Origin of the sequence: Rathayibacter sp. VKM Ac-2805 (assembly GCF_009834265.1) — a bacterium.
In the GTDB taxonomy this organism is placed as follows: Bacteria; Actinomycetota; Actinomycetes; order Actinomycetales; family Microbacteriaceae; genus Rathayibacter.
Window position 1 is genome coordinate 708,279 of record NZ_CP047185.1, and the last position, 18,752, is coordinate 727,030.

The window sequence follows — 18,752 nt, forward strand, 5'->3', positions numbered from 1 at the left end:
AGCCTAGGCGCTCGCCGCCGGGCTCAGATCAGCATGTCGTCCGACCTGTGGAGGATCAGGCGGGCCGGCCCGGTGTGGAGGACGCCGTTGGTCAGGGGGGCGGTGCGGACGCCGCCGCGCCTCCGCATCGCCCGGAACGCCCCGGGGGCGAGCACGACGTCCATCCAGGCGCAGGGGTTGGCCGGTCGTCCGCCCTGGAACTCGATCCGCTCCCCGCCCTGCTCGATCGCGAACGTGCGGCCGGCGAGCGCATCGACGTCGGCGCCGCGGACGATGATGTTGCGGCGGGCGTCGGCGGGGTCGAAGGGCCCTGCGCCGAGCTCGGCGGCGATGTGCTCGAGGGTCTCGACCGCGAAGAGCGTGATCGCCGCGGGGCGGTGCGCGCGCTGGGCGAAGAAGCGGTCGCCGACGATGCCGAGGCCTGCGCGGATCTCGATCCGCTCGGGCTGCTCGTTGCCCTCGGACGGCACCGGGCCATCGGCGGGGCGGCCCTCGTAGCGGTGCAGCGGAGAGACGACGAAGCCCACGAGCTCGATCGCGGCGGCCTCCATGAGCCCACGGTACGCCGTGAGGGGGAGCAGCGGCGTCCGCCCGTCGGAGGCTCTGCGAGCGCTCCGGGACACCGCGACGGAGCCTGGGTTCTCGTGGCTGCGGCGGCGTCCCGAGACGGAGCCGTCTGCGCCGCCGCCGCCGATTCGCGGAGGGGGCTCCCGGCATGTATAGTCGTACCTCGTTGCGTGCGCCTCTGGCCCACGCGATGGACTGCGCCCGTAGCTCAACGGATAGAGCATCTGACTACGGATCAGAAGGTTGGGGGTTCGAATCCCTCCGGGCGCACTCTGGTTGAGACAGAGCAGAACGGCCCGCTTCGGCGGGCCGTTCTCGTTTTAACGGTCGCTCGTTCCGGTGGCTGTCGGCGTCGGCCTCCCGGAGAGCGCAGGGCGGCGGAACGGCCGGTTCTCCGCCTCGCAGGACGCCTCTTCGCGCCGTCGACGGCGCCGACCGTCTTCCGCCCGCACCCGCGATCAGTCCGCGCCCGCGCTCGCGATCACTCCTCGCAGGCTCCGCGATCACCCGTCGCGAGCACGCCGCTCGGCTCTTCTCGCGCGCCGTTTCCTCCTCCACAGCGCCCATCTCGCGCCGTTCTCCACGGATGCAGCCGTACCGGCCGCGGTGACGTCGAACCGAGCAATACTCTCCTTCCGTGGGGCTGAACGGTCGCCGCCGACGCAGTGCGCTCGGTCGGCAGAGGAGAGGACATCGGATGAGTCGAACGGAACAGTCGGGGCGGGACGAGCGCGGACGACCCCGAGCGCGGACGGCGCGGGCGCTGGTCGGCACGACGGCGGGCTGCGTGCTCGTGAGCGGGCTGCTGGGCGGAGGCCTCGCGCCGCCGCCCGCCCTCGCCGCCGACGGTCCTCACACGACGATCGAGAACACCCTCCTGCAGGGAGGCGCGACGAACGCCGGCGTGACGACCGTCTCGGCCTGGGTCCAGAAGGGCGAGACGCTCCGGGTGGACCTCCACCCGCTCCAGGCGGGCTCGGGCACCGGCGAGGGCGAGACCGGCGGCGGTACCGCCCGGGTGACGGCTCCGGGCGGAGCCGTCCTCGACGAGCAGGACTTCGCGCCCGGAGCGGCGCCCTCGGTATCCGCCGGCGGCTCGTTCGTGGCGGACGAGACCGGGGTCTTCCAGATCCGGGTGTCCGACGACGACGTGACGGCGCCGGTGAACCTCGTCTGGAGCATCGGCGTCCAGGACGCGCGGGGCGCGGCGGTCGCGGGCCGGGTGTGGTCCGAGTCCTATGCGATCCAGTCCGGGGCGAAGGAGTCCTACTCCTCGCCCGAGGAGCGGCGCTCCTCCTTCACGCTCCACGCCGTCACGGAGACGGGTGCCCGCTACGAGCTCGGGCTGCGCGGCTACGACGGGGTCGCCTCGACGGTCCAGGCCACGAACAAGGGCAACGTGAAGGTCGGGTCGTCCGATCCGTCCTACCTCTCGGTCCCCATGCCGCAGTCGAGCGAGGAGGGCGGGATCGGGGCTCAGTACGTGCAGGCGTCCGGACGCTCCGGGATCGACGGCCTGCAGACCTACAAGCTCTTCCTGGACCCGCCGTCGTCCGACCTGCCGGAGTCGATCGCTCCGGCCTACCGCGCGCCGACGATCGAGGGCCTCGCCTTCCGCCGGTCGACCGCCGGCTCCGACGCGGGCACGCTGACCGGCGTCCTGGGGACGCAGCCGGGCACCGTCGTCGTGGACGTCGATGCGGACGGGGACGGCTCCTACGACGGCGAGCGCGACGTGCACCTCACCCGGATCGCGGGGACGACCGGTCCCTTCTCGGTCGACTGGGACGGACGGGACGCGAAGGGCGGGACGGTCGACGTGACCGACCCCGACGTCACCTTCCGCGCCTCCATCGGCCGCACGAACGAGTTCCACTTCACGCGGGTCGACGCCGAGACGTCCGCCGGCGGCGTGTCCGTCGTGAGGTCGACCGGCGGCGGCGACGACCCGTCGATGGTCCACTGGGACGACTCGCTCCTCGCCGGATCGAACTCGGAGCGGTACTCCGGCACCTCCGCGGTGACGTCCGGCGACGGCGGCACCGACTCGTCCGGCGGGGTGCACCGCTGGGAGGGCGACGACTCCGGGCGAGGCCGCGTCCCCAACGCCAACGACTCGGTGCACGGCTCCTACGGCGACCTGCGGGCGATCGACGACTGGGCCTACGGCTCGGACGGTGCGGTCGCGGTCGCACGCCTCGATCCGCTCGCGCCGCACGTGAGCATCGCGAAGACCTCCTCGGTCGACTCCGCCACTCCGCTGCTCCGCGGCGCCCGCGTGCCCTACCGGGTGACGCTGACCTCGGACGGGACCGGGGACTACTCCGACGCCGCCGTCATCGACTACCTCGACAAGGGCGTGCTCGACGACGCCGAGCTCGACGCCGACTCCCTCCGCGCCTCGCAGGGCACGGCCACGATCGACGCGGAGACGGGCCGCATCTCCTGGGCGGCCGGCAACCTGCCGGTCGGGGCGACGGCCGAGCTGACCTTCGACGTGATCGTGACCGGCGAGGGGGACCGCGCGCTGACGAACACGGCCTGCCTCGCCGATGCGCCCTTCGCTCCCGCCTCGTCCGGCACGGGGACCGACGCGAACCCCTGCGCCACCGTCCCGCACGACATCGGCGAGGGGTCGCTCCAGATCCGGAAGGCCGCGTCCCAGGCGAGCGCCGAGCACGGCGGCACGGCGGGCTTCGACATCGTCGTGGCGAACACCGGAACGGTCGACGCCACGGACGTGACCGTGACCGACGTCCCGACGCTCGACCACCTGCTCGAGGCGACCATCGAGAACGGCGCCGGAGGAACGCAGCCGGCCACGGAGCCCGTCACGGGTCTCGACATCCCCGCCGGCGGTCAGGTGTCGCTGCACGTCAGCGGCCGGGTCGCCGACGGGTACGACGCCGCGACCCTGCCCAACCGCGTCTCGATCACCCACCAGCCCGAGGGCTTCGACCCGCCGACGGTCGAGAACGCCTGCGCTGACGATGCGACGTCGTCCTGCGCCGAGATCCCGGTGCCGCCCGTCGAGGGCAGGCTCTCCATCGAGAAGACGGCGATCGGGAATCAGGTCGACCACGGCGGGCGTGCCGGGTTCCGGATCGTGGTCGCCAACGAGGGGGCTCGGCCGGCGGACGGGGTGACCCTCACCGACGTCCCCGAGCTCGCGCACCTGAGCGACGTCACGATCTCCCGGGACGGCGGCCCGGCGTCGTCCGACCTGACTGTCGAGAACCTGTCTCTGGCCCCGGGAGCGTCGACGACGTTCACCGTGACCGGACGGGTCGCCGACGGCGTGGACGCGTGGACCATCCCCAACCGGGCACGCCTGACCGAGGTCCCGGAGGGCTTCGATCCGACGACCGTCCTGCACCCGTGCGCGGACGACGGCGGAGCCAGCTGCGCCCAGGTGGCGGTGCCTCCGGTCGGACTCGTGCCGACGGTCCTCGCCTCGACGGGAGCGGCGGCCGGACCCCTCGCAGCCGGAGCCGGAGTCCTGCTCCTGGCAGGTGGAGCCCTGACTGCCCTGCGCCGACGCTCGACCCGCACCTCGTGAACCGGAGCCCGGGCTGCCGCAGTGCGGCCCGGGCTCCCTGGACCATCTCCTCGAAAGGCACTACTGCATGACCGAGCACGGCCTCCCGTACCGCATCACCGAGCGCTTCCCTCTCACCGACGGACGCGTCGGCGTCAGCACCTGGTGGTCCGCCGACCCGGAGCAGCTGGAGCAGCAGCTCCGGACGCGCTCCGGGCATCCGCATCCGGAGAGGGAGCCGGACCGGCGGCTGCACCGATCGAGCCCGACGGTCGTGCTGATCGAGGAGCGGACCGCGGAAGGCTTCCGCCCGCTCGACCCCCACGTCCTTGCCCGCACCGATCCGCGCTGGCGCCGCGCCCTCCTGCGATCGCGCAGGCCGGCCGCGCTCCGGCTCGTCATCGGCCCTCGGGACCTGCCGCAGACGGAGCCGCCGCAAATCGACAGCCGGTCGGCGGAGTAACGGCCCTCATCGGCAGCACTTCCCCATCGCGCTCGTCGGGACTTAGTGTCGCATTATGAATGCTCCCGCCGCTTGGTATCCGGATCCGACTGACGCCGCTCTTCTCCGTTACTGGGATGGTGTCGCTTGGACGGTGCACACTCATCCAGTGGCAGCTGCGCAGCAGGAGACTCCGGGGGTGCAGAATTCCGCGACGCCCTTGTCTCGACGTGAGCGGCGGGCTGCGGAATCCCGAGAGGAGACCGAGCGGGAACAGCTTCGCGCGAATGCTGGCGGACACGAGGATCCGCTCAGCACTGCCTCCGAGGTGGCGAGGACAGGGGACGAGTCGGACCGGTCGCCTTCCCCTCAGCGCTCCAGCGAGACCCGCGCAGGCGGAGACGTCCCCTTCTTCGGAGCTCGGAAGATCGCCAGGGAGCTCCAAGCGCGGGTGGCGGAACTCGAGGCCTCGATGGACCGCTACGGTCTGCTGGAACTGGTGGCGCTCGACGCGGAGAAGAGTCGGCGACGAGAGGAGATCGCAGCGGACCGGGCGGCGAACGAAGTCCGCGAGGAACAGCTCGCCGCAGAAGCGCACCGCCGAGCGGCTCGACTCGAGGCGACACTGGCTGCGCTTCAGAACGAGATCACCCTGCGACAGACGGAGCTGGCCGACCTAGAACGAGAGATCATTGGGGTCCGCCACTCGATCGAAGTCCAGGAGCTCGGTCTCTACGACTACGAGCATCCCGCTGAATCCTCAGCCGACCTCGCTACTCGTCTGGAAGCTCTCCGCTCCGAAATCAAGAGCGCAGTTCGGGAGAAGCGGGCGGCCCACGCGGCGAGCAACTTCACCTATAACAATTCGCAGGCGCAGGGACGGAAGTTCGTCGGTGACATGACCAAGATCCTGCTTCGGGCGTACAACGCGGAGGCGGAGAACTGCGTCAAGTCGGTTCGAGCGGGGAATCTTGCAACGGCTCAAGCGCGGCTGAGCAAGGCGTCGGAGATGATCGAGCGCCAGGGCTCAATGGTGTCGCTCACGATCGATCCGCAGTACCACCACATGAGACTCACCGAGATCCAGCTCGCCAACGACTACCTCCAAGCGATCCAGCGCGAGAAGGAACTCGAGCGCGCACGTCGCGAAGAGCTCCGCGAGCAGCGCAAGGCCGAGCAGGAACTGGCTCGTGAGCACGAGCGTCTCGACAAAGAGCGCGCGCACTACGTGGCGACGCTCGCTGCCCTCGAGGCGAACGGAGACATTGCCGGAGCGGCCAGACTGCGAGCCCGGATCGAGGATGTGGACAAGGCGCTGCACGACGTCGACTACCGTGCGGCGAACATCAGAGCCGGATACGTCTATGTCATCTCCAACGTCGGCGCGTTCGGCGACGAGGTCGTCAAGATCGGGATGACTCGTCGACTCGAGCCGATGGATCGGGTGAACGAGTTGGGCGACGCCTCCGTGCCCTTCCGCTTCGACGTGCACGCGCTGTTCTTCGCGGACGACGCGGTCGGCATCGAGGCGATGCTGCACCAGACGTTCGCGGAACGACGCGTCAACCGGATCAACCTGCGTCGCGAGTTCTTCTACGTCAAACCTGAGGAGGTGCTCGCACAGCTGAAGATGCACTCCGTCGAGATCGTCGAGTTCAGAACGGACGTCGCGTCCGAGGAGTACCGGGCGAGCGTCGCGCTCGCCTCCCCTGGTCGCTGACGCCATCCGCAATGGGTCAGGCGGCTTCCTCGAGGTCGTCCTCGACGTCGACGGGCGCGTCGACCGGGGCGCACGGGGGAGCCGACTCGGCCGGGGGCGCCGAGGCCGCGATGCGCGAGCGCTCGAGCCCGGCGAGGAGCACGGCGAAGGCCTCCTCGAGCTCGGCGGTGTCGCGGAGCAGGACGCGTTCGCCGCTCGTCGGGTCGAGGCGGACAGTCCGGTAGGCCGGGCGGGGGAGGTCGGAGACCAGGGTGATGATGCCGAGGACGACGCCGCTGCGGCGGGCGCGCGCGGTCCAGCGGTTGGCGTGGGTGCGGAGAAGGATCATGACCGGGGCCGTCCTCGGTGACGTGGTGCAGGAGCGGGGGGAGGGGGGTGTCGCTGGCGGTGCGGGGATCCTCTCGAAGCTTGCTGCACGAAGGGCCTCCGCTTCCTGTGCTTGACAGCAGAGCCGAGCAGCGGTCACCGGCGCCGGGCGGCCGCCGCGGCGTGCAGGGCCCGCAGGAACTCGGGGACGACCGGGTTGCCGGTGTCGCGGGCGAGCACACCGATCTCACGGCTCGCGCCCGGAGCGTCGATCGGGATCTCGCGGACGTCGTCGTCGACCGAGGACGGGCTCGGCGGCAGGATCGTGAGTCCGAGGCCGGCCGCCGCGAGTCCCCGGGCGGCGCGGTAGTCGCCGACCTCGAACGCCGGCACGGGGTCACGGCCGTCCACGGCGAGCAGGCGCCGGGCCGACTCGTGGAGGCCGTAGCCGGGCGCCAGCATGATCAGGGCGAGGCCGCGGAGGTCCTCCACCGTGACCGAGCGCCGCGAGGCCAGCGGATGACGGGGGTCCACGACCGCGAGGAGAGGCTCCGAGTAGAGGGTCGTCGTGGTGGTGCCGGGGAGATCGGGCGGATCCGCGACGATCGCCAGCTCGGACTCGCCCTCCGCCACGGCCCGCAGGCAGAGCGCTCGGGAGCCGTGCCGGAGCCCGAAGCCGACCTGCGGCCAGCGGCGGCGGAACCGGCGGATCACATCCGGCACGAAGCTCTCCCCGAGGAGCGTCTGGAAGGCGAGGTCGATCCGGCCGTGCTCCACGTCACCCGCCTGCCGTACCTCCGCGAGGCCGGCGCGGATCACCGACATGCCGTCCTGAGCGGCCTCGGCGAGACGGGTCCCCGCCTCCGTCAGCACCACCCCGCGGCCCTCCCGGCGGACCAGGGGAGTGCCGACCAGAGCGGACAGCCGGGCGAGCGACCGGCTCGCGGTCGGCTGCGGGATCCCGAGCTCGGCGGCCGCCGCCGTCACGCTCCCGGTCTGGGCGACCGCGACGAGCAGGGGCAGGAGGCGGAGGGTCGCGGGCCAGTCGTCGGACACGCCACCACCCTAGATCCGGACATGACCAGAACGCATGAACAGTACGAGAAAGGACATTAGTCATGCAACCGTGGGCGGTCTACCGTCGGAACCATGAGCACCGCCGCAAGCACCCGACCGATGCGCGCAGCGGCACCCTTCTCGCAGCGGCGGCTGACCATCGCCCTCCTCGCCGCCGGAGTCGCGACCTTCGCCGAGCTCTACGCCGTGCAGAGCGTCCTCCCGCAGCTCGCGCGGGAGTGGGCCCTCGCCCCGTCCGACGCCGCGCTCACCGTCTCGGCCGCGACCCTCGGACTGGCGCTCTCAGTGCTGCCGTGGGCCTCGGCGGCCGAGCGCATCGGACGGCTCGAATCCATGCGGATCGCGGTCCTCACGTCCGTGGTCCTGGCGCTGCTCGCCTGCGTCGCCCCGACCTTCGAGCTCCTCCTCGTCCTGCGCTTCCTCGGGGGAGCGGCACTGGGTGCCGTCCCGGCCCTCGCCGTCGCGGCGATCCACGACCGGGTCGGAGGCGCCGGAGCGACGGCCGCCGCGACCGCCTACGTCTCCGGGACCACGATCGGCGGTGCCGCCGGACGCCTGCTCGCCGGACCGCTCGCGGCGGCGCTCGGATGGCGCGGAGGTCTGCTCGTCGTGACGGCCGTCTGCGCGGCGGCGGCGATCGTCTTCGCCGTGCTCGCGCCCCGGGGCGGCGGCGCGCGCGAGGCGGCCCCCGGCGGCTGGCGAGCGAAGACGGCGCAGGTGCTCCGCGATCCGATGCTCGTCGCGATCGCGCTGCAGACGTTCCTCGCGGTCGGCGTGTTCGTCGCGGTCTACAACTACCTGGCGTTCCGGCTCGAGGCGCCGCCGTTCGCGCTGGCGCCCGCGCTCGTCTCCCTCCTCTTCGCCGCCTACCTCGCGGGAACCGTCTCCTCCCGGCTCGCGGGGAGATGGGGGCCGCGGATCGGTCCCCGCCTCGTCATGCGGATCGGCGTCGCCCTGATGATCGTCGGACTGCTGGTGATGCTCGCCGAGAACGTCGCCGTGGTGATCGCCGGACTCCTCGTCTTCACGGCCGGCTTCTTCGCCCTGCACGCGACCGGCGCCGCCTGGACGGGAGCGCGCGCGGCTCCGGCACTCCGCGGGCACGCCGGCGCGGTCTACACGATCGCCTTCTACGCGGGCTCGGCCGCTGGCGGCTGGCTCCTCGGCCTGGCCGTCGGATCCGGTGGCTGGCCGGCGCTGACGGCGGTGACGATCGGCCTGCTGCTGGTCGGAGCGGGGATCGTCAGCCTCCCGTCGCGCACCACCGCGGCCGGGCGCTGAACCCCCGCCTCCGCCGACCGCACCCCGAGCTCCGCCCGGCACCTCCCCGCAGCGGGCGAGGTGCGACATGATGGCCCGACTGCACGAAGCGGGGGACGGCATGGCGCGGAGCACCGGAGCGGACGGCTCCCCACGCGAGAGCGGCGGGACGGGCGAGGGCGGCACCGACCCGCGCTACCACGCGGGCTTCCAGCGCGGCTACGACGGACGCGGCGCCGAGCGGCGCGGCAGCGGCGAGGAGCGCCTCCGCTCCCCGTTCCTGTCGGGCGGGGCCGCGGGCACCGGGCGCTCGGCCGGCCGGAGAGGCGGCCGGTCCGCTCCCGATCAGGAGGACGTGCGATCGGTCGGCGGCCCGACGGGCTCCCGAGCCTCCGGCCGACGGACCGCTCCGGAGCGCGAGAGATCGGCGGTGCGGGCCGTCCCGACACCTGCGGAGCCGACCGCGCCCCGACCCGCGGAGCCGACAGTCCCACTCCCGACCGAGCCGACCGTCCCGCTTCCCGCCGAACCCGACCCCGCTCCCGGCGACGCGGCACCCGACTCCGGTGACCGCCGCGACGCGACCGACGCCGACCCCCGCCCCGCTGTCCCCACTCGCCGCATCGCCGGAGCCCTGGCGGTCGTCGGCGCCGTGAGCGTCCTCGTCGGACTCCTCGCCCTCTGGAACAGCTCCCACAGCTGGTACGACTACTCGCCGTCGCAGAGCGCCTTCGGGCCCGAGCAGTACCTCCGCGTGCTCAGCGACAACGCGATCGGACCGTTCCTCACCGTCGGCCTGATCGCGCTCGGCCTGGCGGTCGTGGTCCCGCTGCTGAGGGCTCCCCGCTGATGACGCGGGTCCGCCTGCTCTGGGCCGCCGCGATCGCGGTCACCGTCGTCCTCTGGGCCGCAGTGCTCGCGCTCCCGGTCGTGGTCCTCCTGCTGCCGAACCAGTACCAGGGCGACTCGATCACGGTCCCGCCGGAGCTCTACGTGCGGCAGGCGCTCGCGATGGTCGCGCCGCCGCTGCAGACCGCCGCCCTGGTGATGCTGGGGGCGCTGATCGTCGTCGCGGTGGCTCGGCGCGCGCCCGCGAAGGCCCGTGCGACGGAGGCGGCGAGCGGCTGGGACGACGCCGTCCTCCTCGACCCGGACGGCCGCGAGCAGCGCGGAACAGGCCCGGCAGGCCGCTGAGCATCCGCTGCTCGATCGGAATCCGCCTCCCGGGAGCACCCGCTGCTCCCCGGTCGGAAGCCGCTCCTCCGGGCGCACACGCCCCTCACGTGGGCAGCAGCTGGAACCGCTCCCGCGCCGCTCCGCCGGCGACGAGGTCCGCGAGCAGCTCGCCCAGGACCGGTCCGAACGTGAAGCCGTGCCCCGAGAACCCGGTCGCCAGAGTCACGCGGCCCACGCGGTCGAGCACGAAGTCCTCGTCGGGCGTGCTGTCGTAGAGGCAGCTGATCGGAGCGGCGCTCGCCGCGTCCGCGCCCGGGATCCACTCCGCGACGTAGCCGACGAGGCGGGCGAGCGCTCGGGGCTCGGGCTCGAAGGTGCGCTCGTCGGGATCGACGACGACACCGGTGCTGTGCTCGCCCACCTTCACCCCGACTCCGGGCGTCGCGAGCCCGTAGACGACGGGCAGGCCGGCGCGGTGGTGGGCGAAGCTCGGCCAGGAGTCGAGGGGCAGGTCCGTCGCGAAGTGCGCGGGCTGCTCCTGTGTGACGCGCAGCGGAGGGAGGCGTCGGCCGGCCGCGCGGACGAGGCCGTCCACGAGCGGAGGCGTCCAGGATCCGCCGGCCACGACGACCGCGTCGGCGTCGAGGGCGCCGTCCGAGGTCAGCACGCGCACGTCGTCGGCGCGCTCCTCGATGCCCAGCACTCGCGTCCGCGTCCGGAGGACGGCGCCGCGTCCGAGGGCGGAGTCGAGCATCGCGTCGATCGCGGCCGCCGCGTCGAGGCGTCCGCCCTCGGGGTGCAGCAGGACGTCGGTCTCGAAGCGGAGTCCCGGCCAGCGCCGCTCCGCCTCGTCCGCCTCGATCCGCACCACGGGGATCCCGTCGCGCAGGAGGACAGCCTCGACGGCGGCCAGGACGGCGGGGTCGCCGTGGTCGATCGCGCCGACCGGATGCAGCAGGCGGCGGCCGGTCTCGGCTTCGAGCCGTGCCCAGGCGCGCCCGGCCCGTCAGGTGAGGGCGCGGTAGTCGTCCTCGAGGTAGCCGCGCCGGAAGATGCGCGTCTCGCCGTGGGACGACCCGCGGTCGTGACCCCGCTCGAACTGCTCGACGAGCACCTCGCGATCGCCGCGCTCGGTGAGGGCGCGGGCTGTCGCCGCTCCGACCAGGCCGGCTCCGACGACGACGACCTCTCGGGTCACGGGGTCTCCCGGGAGGCGCGGCGCACGCCGAGCAGGACGACCAGGCGGAGGAACCCGACGAGTCCCATGCCGATCAGTGCGGCGATCAGCATCAGCACGGCGACGCCGGCCACCCAGGTCGTGTCGCCGGTCACCGACTGAGCCGCGAACTCGGTGCAGAACAGCGCCAGCCCGGCGTAGCTCAGGATGAGGACGGTGATCGTCCCGGGGCGGCGGAGGCGCTGCGCGGGCGTCCGCCAGAGGGCGGGCGGCTCGAGCCAGCGGCGCAGCAGCCGGATCACGAGGGTGCCGACCAGGCCGAGGAAGCCGGCCGCGATCAGGATGATGCCCGCGCCGCCCAGCCCCGACGCCTCGACGCCGGCCAGCTCGAGGGCGATCCCGATCGCGACGCCGACGGCTCCTGCGCCGCCCGCGATCATCGCCGCCCACACTCCGAAGCCGCCGCGGAGGACGCTCTCACGCTCGGGACGTGACGGGTCGGCGTCCCTCGGACGCTGCTGACGCGGCCGGATCGGCGCAGGGGGAGCCGACGCCGGCGCTGCTGCCGGAGCGGCCGCGGCCTCGGACACGCCCCAGACCGGAGCGGCGTCCGGCGTCTGCGACTCGATCACGTTCTCGCGCACCGGCACGTAGCGCAGCGGCGCGTCGATCCGCACCTGCGGCCGCCCGCGCACGACGATCGTCGCCCCCAGGTCGGCCCCGCGCTCCAGCGCGACGGGTCCGAGCAGGAGCCCGACCGCCGGATCGATCCGCCACGCGTCCGACCGGGGAGCCGACCCGTACCACTCCGCCGACACGGCCCCGCCGAGATCGACCGAGATCGGCCGCCCGTCGCTGTAGCTCGTCACCGGCACGAGCGAGCGGCCGGAGTTGCGCACCCGCGCGCCCACCCGCCACCAGTCGTCCCCGGCGTGCGTCAGCCGCACCTCGACGTCGACCAGCGACGCCGGCACCGCCCGCCGCCGTCCGATGACCACCGCGACGACCGCGAGCCCGGCGATGACCAGCCCGCCGAGCAGGCCGACCACTCCGATGAAGATCTCCATGGGAGCAGTCAAGCAGGCGCGGGTCGACGGTGTGGGCGCGACGAGGTGGCCTCCGCGACGCTCGATCCCGGCCGTCGACGCCGTCGCTCCGCGCGGCCGCCACCCCCGTTCCCGACGCTCCGCCCGACCGTCGAGCCCGGAGCGGGTCGCTCCGCATACTGAGGAGGCGCGTCGCGTCGACCGCATCGCGGTTCTCATCGCAGGAGGGGTCGATCATGCGTAACTGGTTCGCTTCCCCCGTGCGCCGGCGCCCTCGTCGACGGGTCGGTGCGATCCTCGCTCTGCTGGGGGCCGCGGCGCTCGCCGTCGCAGCCGTCGCACTGTCGGACACGGCGGGAGGAGGCGGACCGGAGGCGGTGTCCTCCTCGGCCAGTGCTTCTGCGGCGTCGAGCAGTCCCGCTGCTCCCGCGCCGAGCAGCCCCTCGGCGGACGTCGAGCCGTCCGCTCCGGAAACGGAGCCGTCCGCTCCGGAAACGGAGCCGTCCGCTCCACAAACGGAGCCGTCCACTCCGCCCCTCGCGACGCTGGCCGCTCTCGCCTCGGTCGAGGGCCCCGCCGCCGTCCCCTACGACCGCGACCTCTTCGGGCAGGCGTGGTCGGACGTCGACCGCAACGGCTGCGACACCCGCAACGACGTCCTCGGCCGTGACCTGCTCGCCCCCGTGTTCAAGCCCGGCACCCGCGACTGCAAGGTCCTCACCGGCACCCTGATCGACCCCTACGACGGCACCTCGGTCGCCTTCGTCTCCGGGACCGACACGTCCCGCCTTGTGCAGATCGACCACGTCGTCGCCCTGGGCTGGGCGTGGCACCACGGCGCCTGGTCGTGGACGGACGACCAGCGCCTCGCCTTCGCGAACGACCCCGCGAACCTCGTCGCCGCCTCCGAGCAGACGAACCGCGCGAAGAGCGACGCCGGCCCGGGGGAGTGGCTGCCACCGGCCGCGGAGCTGCGCTGCGGGTACGTGGAGCAGTTCGTGGAAGTGCTCAGCGACTACGGGCTCGGGATCGACGCGCGGGACCGGGCGGCGTCGGAGGCGGTGCTGGCGGGGTGCGGGGAGTGAGGGGGAGAACCTCTTTCCTCTGATGGAGGGTCATCCCGACGCCGCAACAGCGGCAGACGCGACCGCAGTAGCGTCTTTCCACTACGACAATAGTGAGTAATGGTCTCTTCCGTGACCTCTGTTCTGGGACCCATGCGGCACAAAGTTCAGCACTTACGCAAAATGAGTAACTCTGTCGCTAACACGAGTGCATCTCGACAGAACGTGCTCCGAGCATTTCTAGTCTCGCGAGATGCCTCCCGTTACTCCCGCCACACTCTCACTTGAACTAGGCGTTTCTCAGCGTCGAATCCGAAGCCTCCTCCGCTCCTCCTACGGAACTCTTCCGGCCGAGGAATCTCGGTGGGATCTGACCGAAGAGCAGGCGGAGGCTGTCCGCTCCCGTCTGCTTCGACGAGACACCACCGAGCGTCGGTTCACCTTGGAAGTGGGCGACCAGGTCCTCCGGCGTGATATTCACCGCGCATACGGAGGGCAGCAGCAGCAGGGGATCGTGACGCCGCGAGCGCTCCGTGAAATCTTCATCTTCACCGATCCAACGAAGGGAGCTCGATACGGCTACGACCGGTTCGAGGGACTTCGCGAGGACGGGTCTTACTCCTACACGGGAGAAGGGCAGGTCGGTGACCAGGTTTTTCTTCGCGGCAACAGGGCTCTCCGGGACGCGGCGCAGGATGGGCGGGTGCTTAGGCTCTTCACGGTGCAGGGAACGAGCGTGACCTACATCGGTGCCTTCACGACAGGGACTCCGACCTACCGGTGGGAGATCATCCCGGACACCGAAGGGACGCAGCGACGCGGCATCATCTTCACTCTCCTGCCGCTTGCGGCGGACATCACTCGGCTGCCGACCTACGGTGGCATGCAGGAGTCCGCTGCCTCGCTCGGCGACTGGACGCCTCCCGAGCACTCCGACATCGTCATCGCGGGTGCGGATGTCAGCCCTCTCGATGACCGGGTCGTCTCCCGAATCGAGTTCGAGCTGCAGTCCGACTTTGGGCTCTGGCTGACCGAGAACGGCACGCCGCCCAGTCGTCTGACGCTCCCGGTCGGCAGCTCACGGGTCGAGCCGGACCTCTATGTCCGATCGAGCGGCTGGATCGTCGAAGCCAAGAAGTCGACCGCCCGGTCCTTCGTCCGCATGGCCATCGGGCAGGTGCTCGACTATGCGCATCTTGCGCAGCGCGAGGGCTACGCGGCAGTCCCCGTCATCCTGCTTCCCGGTCGCCCGGAAGAGGACATGCTGGATCTCATCCGCAGCCTCTCGATCATCACAGCGTTCAGGTCTGACGAGGGCTTCGACCTTATCGATCCCTAGAGGAAAGAAGCCGAACGGCCGGCAGATCGGGGTGAGCCCACTCCAGTCCGGGGAGTTCGCTCGGAAGGAGCCAGAGGAGTTGGTCGTGGTCGGTGCTCTCCGTGGGGCGTGGGCCACGAACCACGGCTCGGAAGCAGTGCAACCGAATGGTGAGAGCGCCGACCTCCGTTTCGTCTGACGTCAGCATGGGGCCGACCTCGATCTCCACGCTCAGCTCCTCGCGGATCTCTCTCACGAGGGCGCCTTCAGCCGTTTCGCCAGGTTCTCTCTTGCCGCCGGGAAATTCCCAGAGCCCGCCCGCCGCCTTGTCCGCCCGCCGACGGCAGGCAAGAATACGGCCGCGATCGCTGATGACCGCCGCAACGACGTCGAGAGTGTCCACGTGTCCATCATGCCGACACCGGTGCAACAACCGCCCGTACGCGATGGCCGTGCGCACGCCCCCCCTCTTTGACGCCCCACCCACCCCCGTGTTACGTTCGCTCCCGGACATGTGACTGGTCGTGCAGGCAGGATCCGACGAAACGCGTAATGAGCGTCGTCGGGTCCTTTTTTTGTGCCCGGATGCCTCCTAACGCTCCGCCGGAGCACCGATGACGGTGCCGGAGGGGGCGGGGACGGCGACGGACGGCCGGGCAGCACAGCGCAGGGAAGCGCGCGTCCCCACACACCCGGAGGAGTACCGATGAGTACCCAGGAGAGCGCGAAGGCGATCCTCGAGCACGTCGGCGGCGCCGCCAACGTGGCGAAGCTGCAGCACTGCTCGACCCGTCTGCGGTTCGCGCTGGCGGACGACGCGAAGGCCGACGTCGAGGCGTTGAAGGCGGTGCCCGGCGTGATCGGCGTCGTCACCGGCCCGCAGACGCAGGTCATCGTCGGCAGCGGCGTCAGCGAGATGTACGCGGCGGTCGAGAAGCTGCGCGGCGGCACCACCGCATCCGCGGAGCAGGCGAAGCAGCCGCGGTCCCTCAAGCGCCTCGGCGCGACGATCATGGACTTCGTGGTCAGCGTGTTCACGCCGATCATCCCGGCCATCGCGGGCGCCGGCATCTTCAAGTCGTTCCTCGTCCTCGCCTCGGCGCTGGGCTGGCTCGACCCGGCCTCGGACAACTTCAAGCTGCTGTCCGCCATCCCGGACGCGGTGTTCGGCTTCCTGCCGCTGCTCGTCGCGTACACGAGCGCGAAGAAGCTCGACGTGAACCGGCCGCTGGCGCTCGGGCTCGTCGGCGTCCTGGTCTTCCCGGCGTTCACGACGCTGCTCAACCAGGAGGGCGGAGTCGCGCTCTTCGGTATCCCGGTGCCGGTCATCGCCTACAACGCGCAGGTGTTCCCGGCGATCCTGGCCGTGCTGCTGCTCTCGGTCGTCGAGCGCTTCTTCACGAAGCACTCGTGGGGCCCGATCCGCACGTTCTACGTGCCGCTGATGTGCCTCGTGATCGTCGCTCCGGCCACGATCTTCCTGCTCGGCCCTCTCGGCTACTGGCTCGGCTCGATGCTCACCGGCGCGATGATCGGCCTCTACGGGGCGCTCGGCTGGGTGGCCGTCGCGCTGCTGGCCGGCGTGCTCCCGCTGATCATCTCGGTCGGCATGCACAAGGCGTTCATCCCGCCGACCATCGCCACCATGGCCAGCGCGGGCAAGGACACCTTCTACCTCGCCTCCTCGCTCGCCCACAATGCGGCGGAGGCCGGCTCCAGCCTCGCGATCGCCCTGCGCACCAAGAGCGCGACCCTCCGCGCCACCGCCTTCTCGGGCGGCCTCTCGGCCCTCTTCGGGATCACCGAGCCGGCGCTCTACGGCGTCACGCTGCAGAACAAGCGCGCCCTGGTCTCCGTCATCACGGGCAGCGTCGTCGGAGGCGCCTACATCGGCGCCACGCAGGTCGCTGCGTTCGCGCTGGTCAGCCCCGGCGTCGCCAGCATCTCGATGTTCATCGACGGGCTGAACCCCTGGAACCTGCTCAACGCCGTGATCGGCCTGCTGATCTCGGTCGCCGTCTCGTTCGTCGTCTCCTTCGTCATCTGGCGCGACGACGCCTCCGCCAGCGTCCAGGCGCTCGGCGACGTGGCGGCCGACGCCGGGAGCCCGCTCGCGCTGCAGGCGCCGCTCACCGGCTCCGTCATCCCCCTCTCGGAGGTTCCGGACCCCGTGTTCTCGGCCGGCGTGCTCGGCGAGGGGCTGGCGATCCGCCCCACCGACGGAGCCGTCCGGGCGCCGTTCGCCGGCGAGGTCATCGCGCTGCTCTCCTCCCGCCACGCCGTGGGGCTCCGCCGCGCGGACGGCGTCGAGGTGCTCATCCACGTCGGCATCGACACGGTGCAGCTGGACGGCGCGCCGTTCGAGGCGCACGTCGCGGTCGGCGACCGGGTCGAGGCCGGGCAGCTGCTCCTCACCGCCGACCTGGCCGCGATCACCGCGGCCGGCTACGACACCACGACCCCGGTGCTCGTGACCAACTCCGCCGAGTACACCGTGCTCGTCGAGGCCGCCGAGCGGATCACCGCCGGCGACCGGATCATGACCGTGACGCATAAAGAGAAGGAGCTCGCCGATGGCGCTTCCTGACGGATTCCGATGGGGCGGCGCCCTCGCCGCCAACCAGGTCGAGGGCGCGTGGCGCGAGGGCGGGCGCGGCCCGGCGGTCAGCGACGTCGCCTCCTACAAGCCGAAGGCGGACCCGAAGGAGTACGCGATCCACCACCGCAACACGGTGGAGAGCATCACGGCGGCGATGTCCGACGACGACACCGAGTACTACCCCAAGCGCCGCGGCATCGACTTCTACCACCGCTACCCCGGCGACCTCGCGCTGTTCGCCGAGATGGGCTTCACCACCCTCCGCGTCTCGATCGCCTGGACCCGCCTCTACCCGACGGGGGAGGAGGCGGAGCCGCTCGAGGAGGGCATCGCCTACTACCTCGCCCTCTTCACCGAGATGCGGCGCCTCGGGATCGAGCCGCTGGTCACGCTCTCGCACTACGACCCGCCGCTCGCGCTCGCGCTGAAGCACAACGGCTGGGTCGACCGCCGCACGATCGGGCTGTTCGAGCGCTTCGCCCGGACCTGCTTCGAGCGCTTCGGCCACCTCGTCGACATGTGGCTGACCTTCAACGAGATCGACGGCATCATCCGCCACCCGTTCACCTCGGGCGGGATCATCGAGGAGACCGTCGAGGGCAGCGTGGAGCAGGCCTGCTACACGGCCCTGCATCACCAGTTCGTCGCCTCCGCCTCGGTCACGAGGACGCTGAAGGAGCTGTGGCCCGAGTCGCGGATGGGCTGCATGCTCACGATGCTGACCACCTACCCCAACACCTGCCACCCCGACGACGTCGCGGCGACGCAGGCGAAGGAGCGGATGCTCTACCTCTGCACCGACGTCCAGGCGGGCGGCGCCTACCCGCGCCTGGCGCTGCGGGCGCTCGAGAGCCGCGGGGTCGAGATCCCGTTCGAGGCGGGCGACGTCGAGCTGCTGCGCGAGCACCCGGTCGACTTCATCTCGTTCAGCTACTACATGTCGATGACGGAGTCGGTCCGCCCCGACGCCGAGCGCACCCCCGGCAACACGGTCCTCGGCGTCAAGAACCCGTTCCTCGAGTCGAGCGAGTGGGGCTGGCAGATCGACCCCGTCGGGCTGCGGATCTCGCTGATCGACCTCTACGACCGCTACGGCAAGCCGCTGTTCATCGTCGAGAACGGGCTCGGGATGCGCGACGAGTTGACCGAGGACGGCCGGGTCCACGACCCGTACCGGATCGACTACTTCCGCGCGCACTTCGAGCAGATGATCCAGGCGGTGGACGAGGGCGTGGAGCTGCTCGGCTACGTGAGCTGGGCGCCGATCGACCTGATCAGCGCCTCCAGCTCGCAGATCTCGAAGCGCTACGGGTTCGTCTACGTCGACATGGACGACCTCGGCCACGGCAGCACCGAGCGCTACCGGAAGGACTCGTTCTTCTGGTACCAGAAGGTCATCGCCTCCAACGGCGCGGATCTGGGATGATCCTCCTCTGCCCGGAGGCGCCGTCCGGCTCTCCGG

15 protein-coding genes, 1 tRNA gene and 1 pseudogene are annotated in these 18,752 nt (G+C 71.5%); 11 read left to right on the forward strand and 6 right to left on the reverse strand.

Annotation, left to right across the window (positions count from 1 at the left end; genetic code table 11):
• Positions 1–23: 23 nt before the first annotated feature.
• Positions 24–551 (reverse strand): MOSC domain-containing protein, encoded by a 528-nt coding sequence (locus GSU40_RS03240; RefSeq protein ID WP_104248232.1) that lies wholly within the window; start codon positions 549–551, stop codon positions 24–26.
• Between the two features lie 213 nt (positions 552–764).
• Here GSU40_RS03240 and GSU40_RS03245 point away from each other — a divergent pair.
• The 4 genes from GSU40_RS03245 (at position 765) to GSU40_RS03260 (ending at position 6,267) form a co-directional block, all read left to right on the forward strand.
• A tRNA-Arg gene (locus GSU40_RS03245) sits at positions 765–837 on the forward strand.
• Positions 838–1,264: 427 nt separating this feature from the next.
• Positions 1,265–4,126 carry a DUF11 domain-containing protein gene (locus GSU40_RS03250; protein WP_160033645.1) on the forward strand — a complete coding sequence of 954 codons (2,862 nt, stop codon included), beginning with the start codon at positions 1,265–1,267 and terminating at the stop codon, positions 4,124–4,126.
• A gap of 67 nt (positions 4,127–4,193) precedes the next feature.
• A complete protein-coding gene (locus GSU40_RS03255; RefSeq protein WP_160033647.1) occupies positions 4,194–4,568 on the forward strand; it encodes a hypothetical protein in 375 nt (124 codons plus the stop codon).
• 55 nt (positions 4,569–4,623) lie between these two features.
• Positions 4,624–6,267 carry a DUF4041 domain-containing protein gene (locus GSU40_RS03260; protein WP_160033649.1) on the forward strand — a complete coding sequence of 548 codons (1,644 nt, stop codon included), beginning with the start codon at positions 4,624–4,626 and terminating at the stop codon, positions 6,265–6,267.
• Between the two features lie 16 nt (positions 6,268–6,283).
• On the opposite strand, the gene GSU40_RS03265 is transcribed toward GSU40_RS03260, so the two are convergent.
• Both GSU40_RS03265 and GSU40_RS03270 read right to left on the reverse strand, forming a co-directional pair.
• On the reverse strand, positions 6,284–6,595 hold the full coding sequence (locus tag GSU40_RS03265; protein WP_160033651.1) for a hypothetical protein: 312 nt from the start codon (positions 6,593–6,595) through the stop codon (positions 6,284–6,286).
• Positions 6,596–6,729: 134 nt separating this feature from the next.
• Complete coding sequence (locus GSU40_RS03270) at positions 6,730–7,629, reverse strand: LysR family transcriptional regulator (protein WP_160033653.1); 900 nt, start codon at positions 7,627–7,629, stop codon at positions 6,730–6,732.
• A 93-nt stretch (positions 7,630–7,722) separates the two neighbouring features.
• Between GSU40_RS03270 and GSU40_RS03275 the strand changes: the two genes are divergently transcribed.
• The 3 genes from GSU40_RS03275 (at position 7,723) to GSU40_RS03285 (ending at position 10,104) form a co-directional block, all read left to right on the forward strand.
• Positions 7,723–8,931 (forward strand): MFS transporter, encoded by a 1,209-nt coding sequence (locus GSU40_RS03275; RefSeq protein WP_160033655.1) that lies wholly within the window; start codon positions 7,723–7,725, stop codon positions 8,929–8,931.
• 67 nt (positions 8,932–8,998) lie between these two features.
• Entirely contained in the window at positions 8,999–9,760 is a 762-nt protein-coding gene (locus tag GSU40_RS03280) for a hypothetical protein (protein WP_160033657.1), read from the forward strand.
• Positions 9,760–10,104, forward strand: a complete 345-nt coding sequence (locus GSU40_RS03285; RefSeq protein ID WP_160033659.1) for a hypothetical protein — start codon at positions 9,760–9,762, stop codon at positions 10,102–10,104. Before GSU40_RS03280 ends, GSU40_RS03285 begins: the two co-directional genes overlap by 1 nt.
• Before the next feature lie 85 nt (positions 10,105–10,189).
• On the opposite strand, the pseudogene GSU40_RS03290 reads toward GSU40_RS03285, so the two are convergent.
• A pseudogene (locus GSU40_RS03290) lies at positions 10,190–11,284 on the reverse strand (FAD-dependent oxidoreductase).
• On the reverse strand, positions 11,281–12,330 hold the full coding sequence (locus GSU40_RS03295; RefSeq protein WP_160033661.1) for a hypothetical protein: 1,050 nt from the start codon (positions 12,328–12,330) through the stop codon (positions 11,281–11,283). The pseudogene GSU40_RS03290 and the gene GSU40_RS03295 overlap by 4 nt, the downstream one beginning before the upstream one ends.
• Positions 12,331–12,545: 215 nt before the next feature.
• Here GSU40_RS03295 and GSU40_RS03300 point away from each other — a divergent pair, with 215 nt between their 5' ends.
• Positions 12,546–13,394 carry an HNH endonuclease family protein gene (locus tag GSU40_RS03300; RefSeq protein WP_160033663.1) on the forward strand — a complete coding sequence of 283 codons (849 nt, stop codon included), beginning with the start codon at positions 12,546–12,548 and terminating at the stop codon, positions 13,392–13,394.
• A 427-nt stretch (positions 13,395–13,821) separates the two neighbouring features.
• Positions 13,822–14,712 carry a hypothetical protein gene (locus GSU40_RS03305; protein ID WP_244229574.1) on the forward strand — a complete coding sequence of 297 codons (891 nt, stop codon included), beginning with the start codon at positions 13,822–13,824 and terminating at the stop codon, positions 14,710–14,712.
• Here GSU40_RS03305 and GSU40_RS03310 read toward each other — a convergent pair.
• Positions 14,699–15,094 carry a (deoxy)nucleoside triphosphate pyrophosphohydrolase gene (locus tag GSU40_RS03310; RefSeq protein WP_244229575.1) on the reverse strand — a complete coding sequence of 132 codons (396 nt, stop codon included), beginning with the start codon at positions 15,092–15,094 and terminating at the stop codon, positions 14,699–14,701. The genes GSU40_RS03305 and GSU40_RS03310 overlap by 14 nt on opposite strands.
• A gap of 303 nt (positions 15,095–15,397) precedes the next feature.
• On the opposite strand from GSU40_RS03310, the gene GSU40_RS03315 reads away from it, so the two are divergent.
• Together GSU40_RS03315 and GSU40_RS03320 are read left to right on the forward strand one after the other, a co-directional pair.
• A complete protein-coding gene (locus GSU40_RS03315) occupies positions 15,398–17,278 on the forward strand; it encodes a beta-glucoside-specific PTS transporter subunit IIABC (protein ID WP_160033669.1) in 1,881 nt (626 codons plus the stop codon).
• Entirely contained in the window at positions 17,265–18,716 is a 1,452-nt protein-coding gene (locus GSU40_RS03320; protein WP_104256263.1) for a family 1 glycosylhydrolase, read from the forward strand. Before GSU40_RS03315 ends, GSU40_RS03320 begins: the two co-directional genes overlap by 14 nt.
• Positions 18,717–18,752 lie beyond the last annotated feature (36 nt).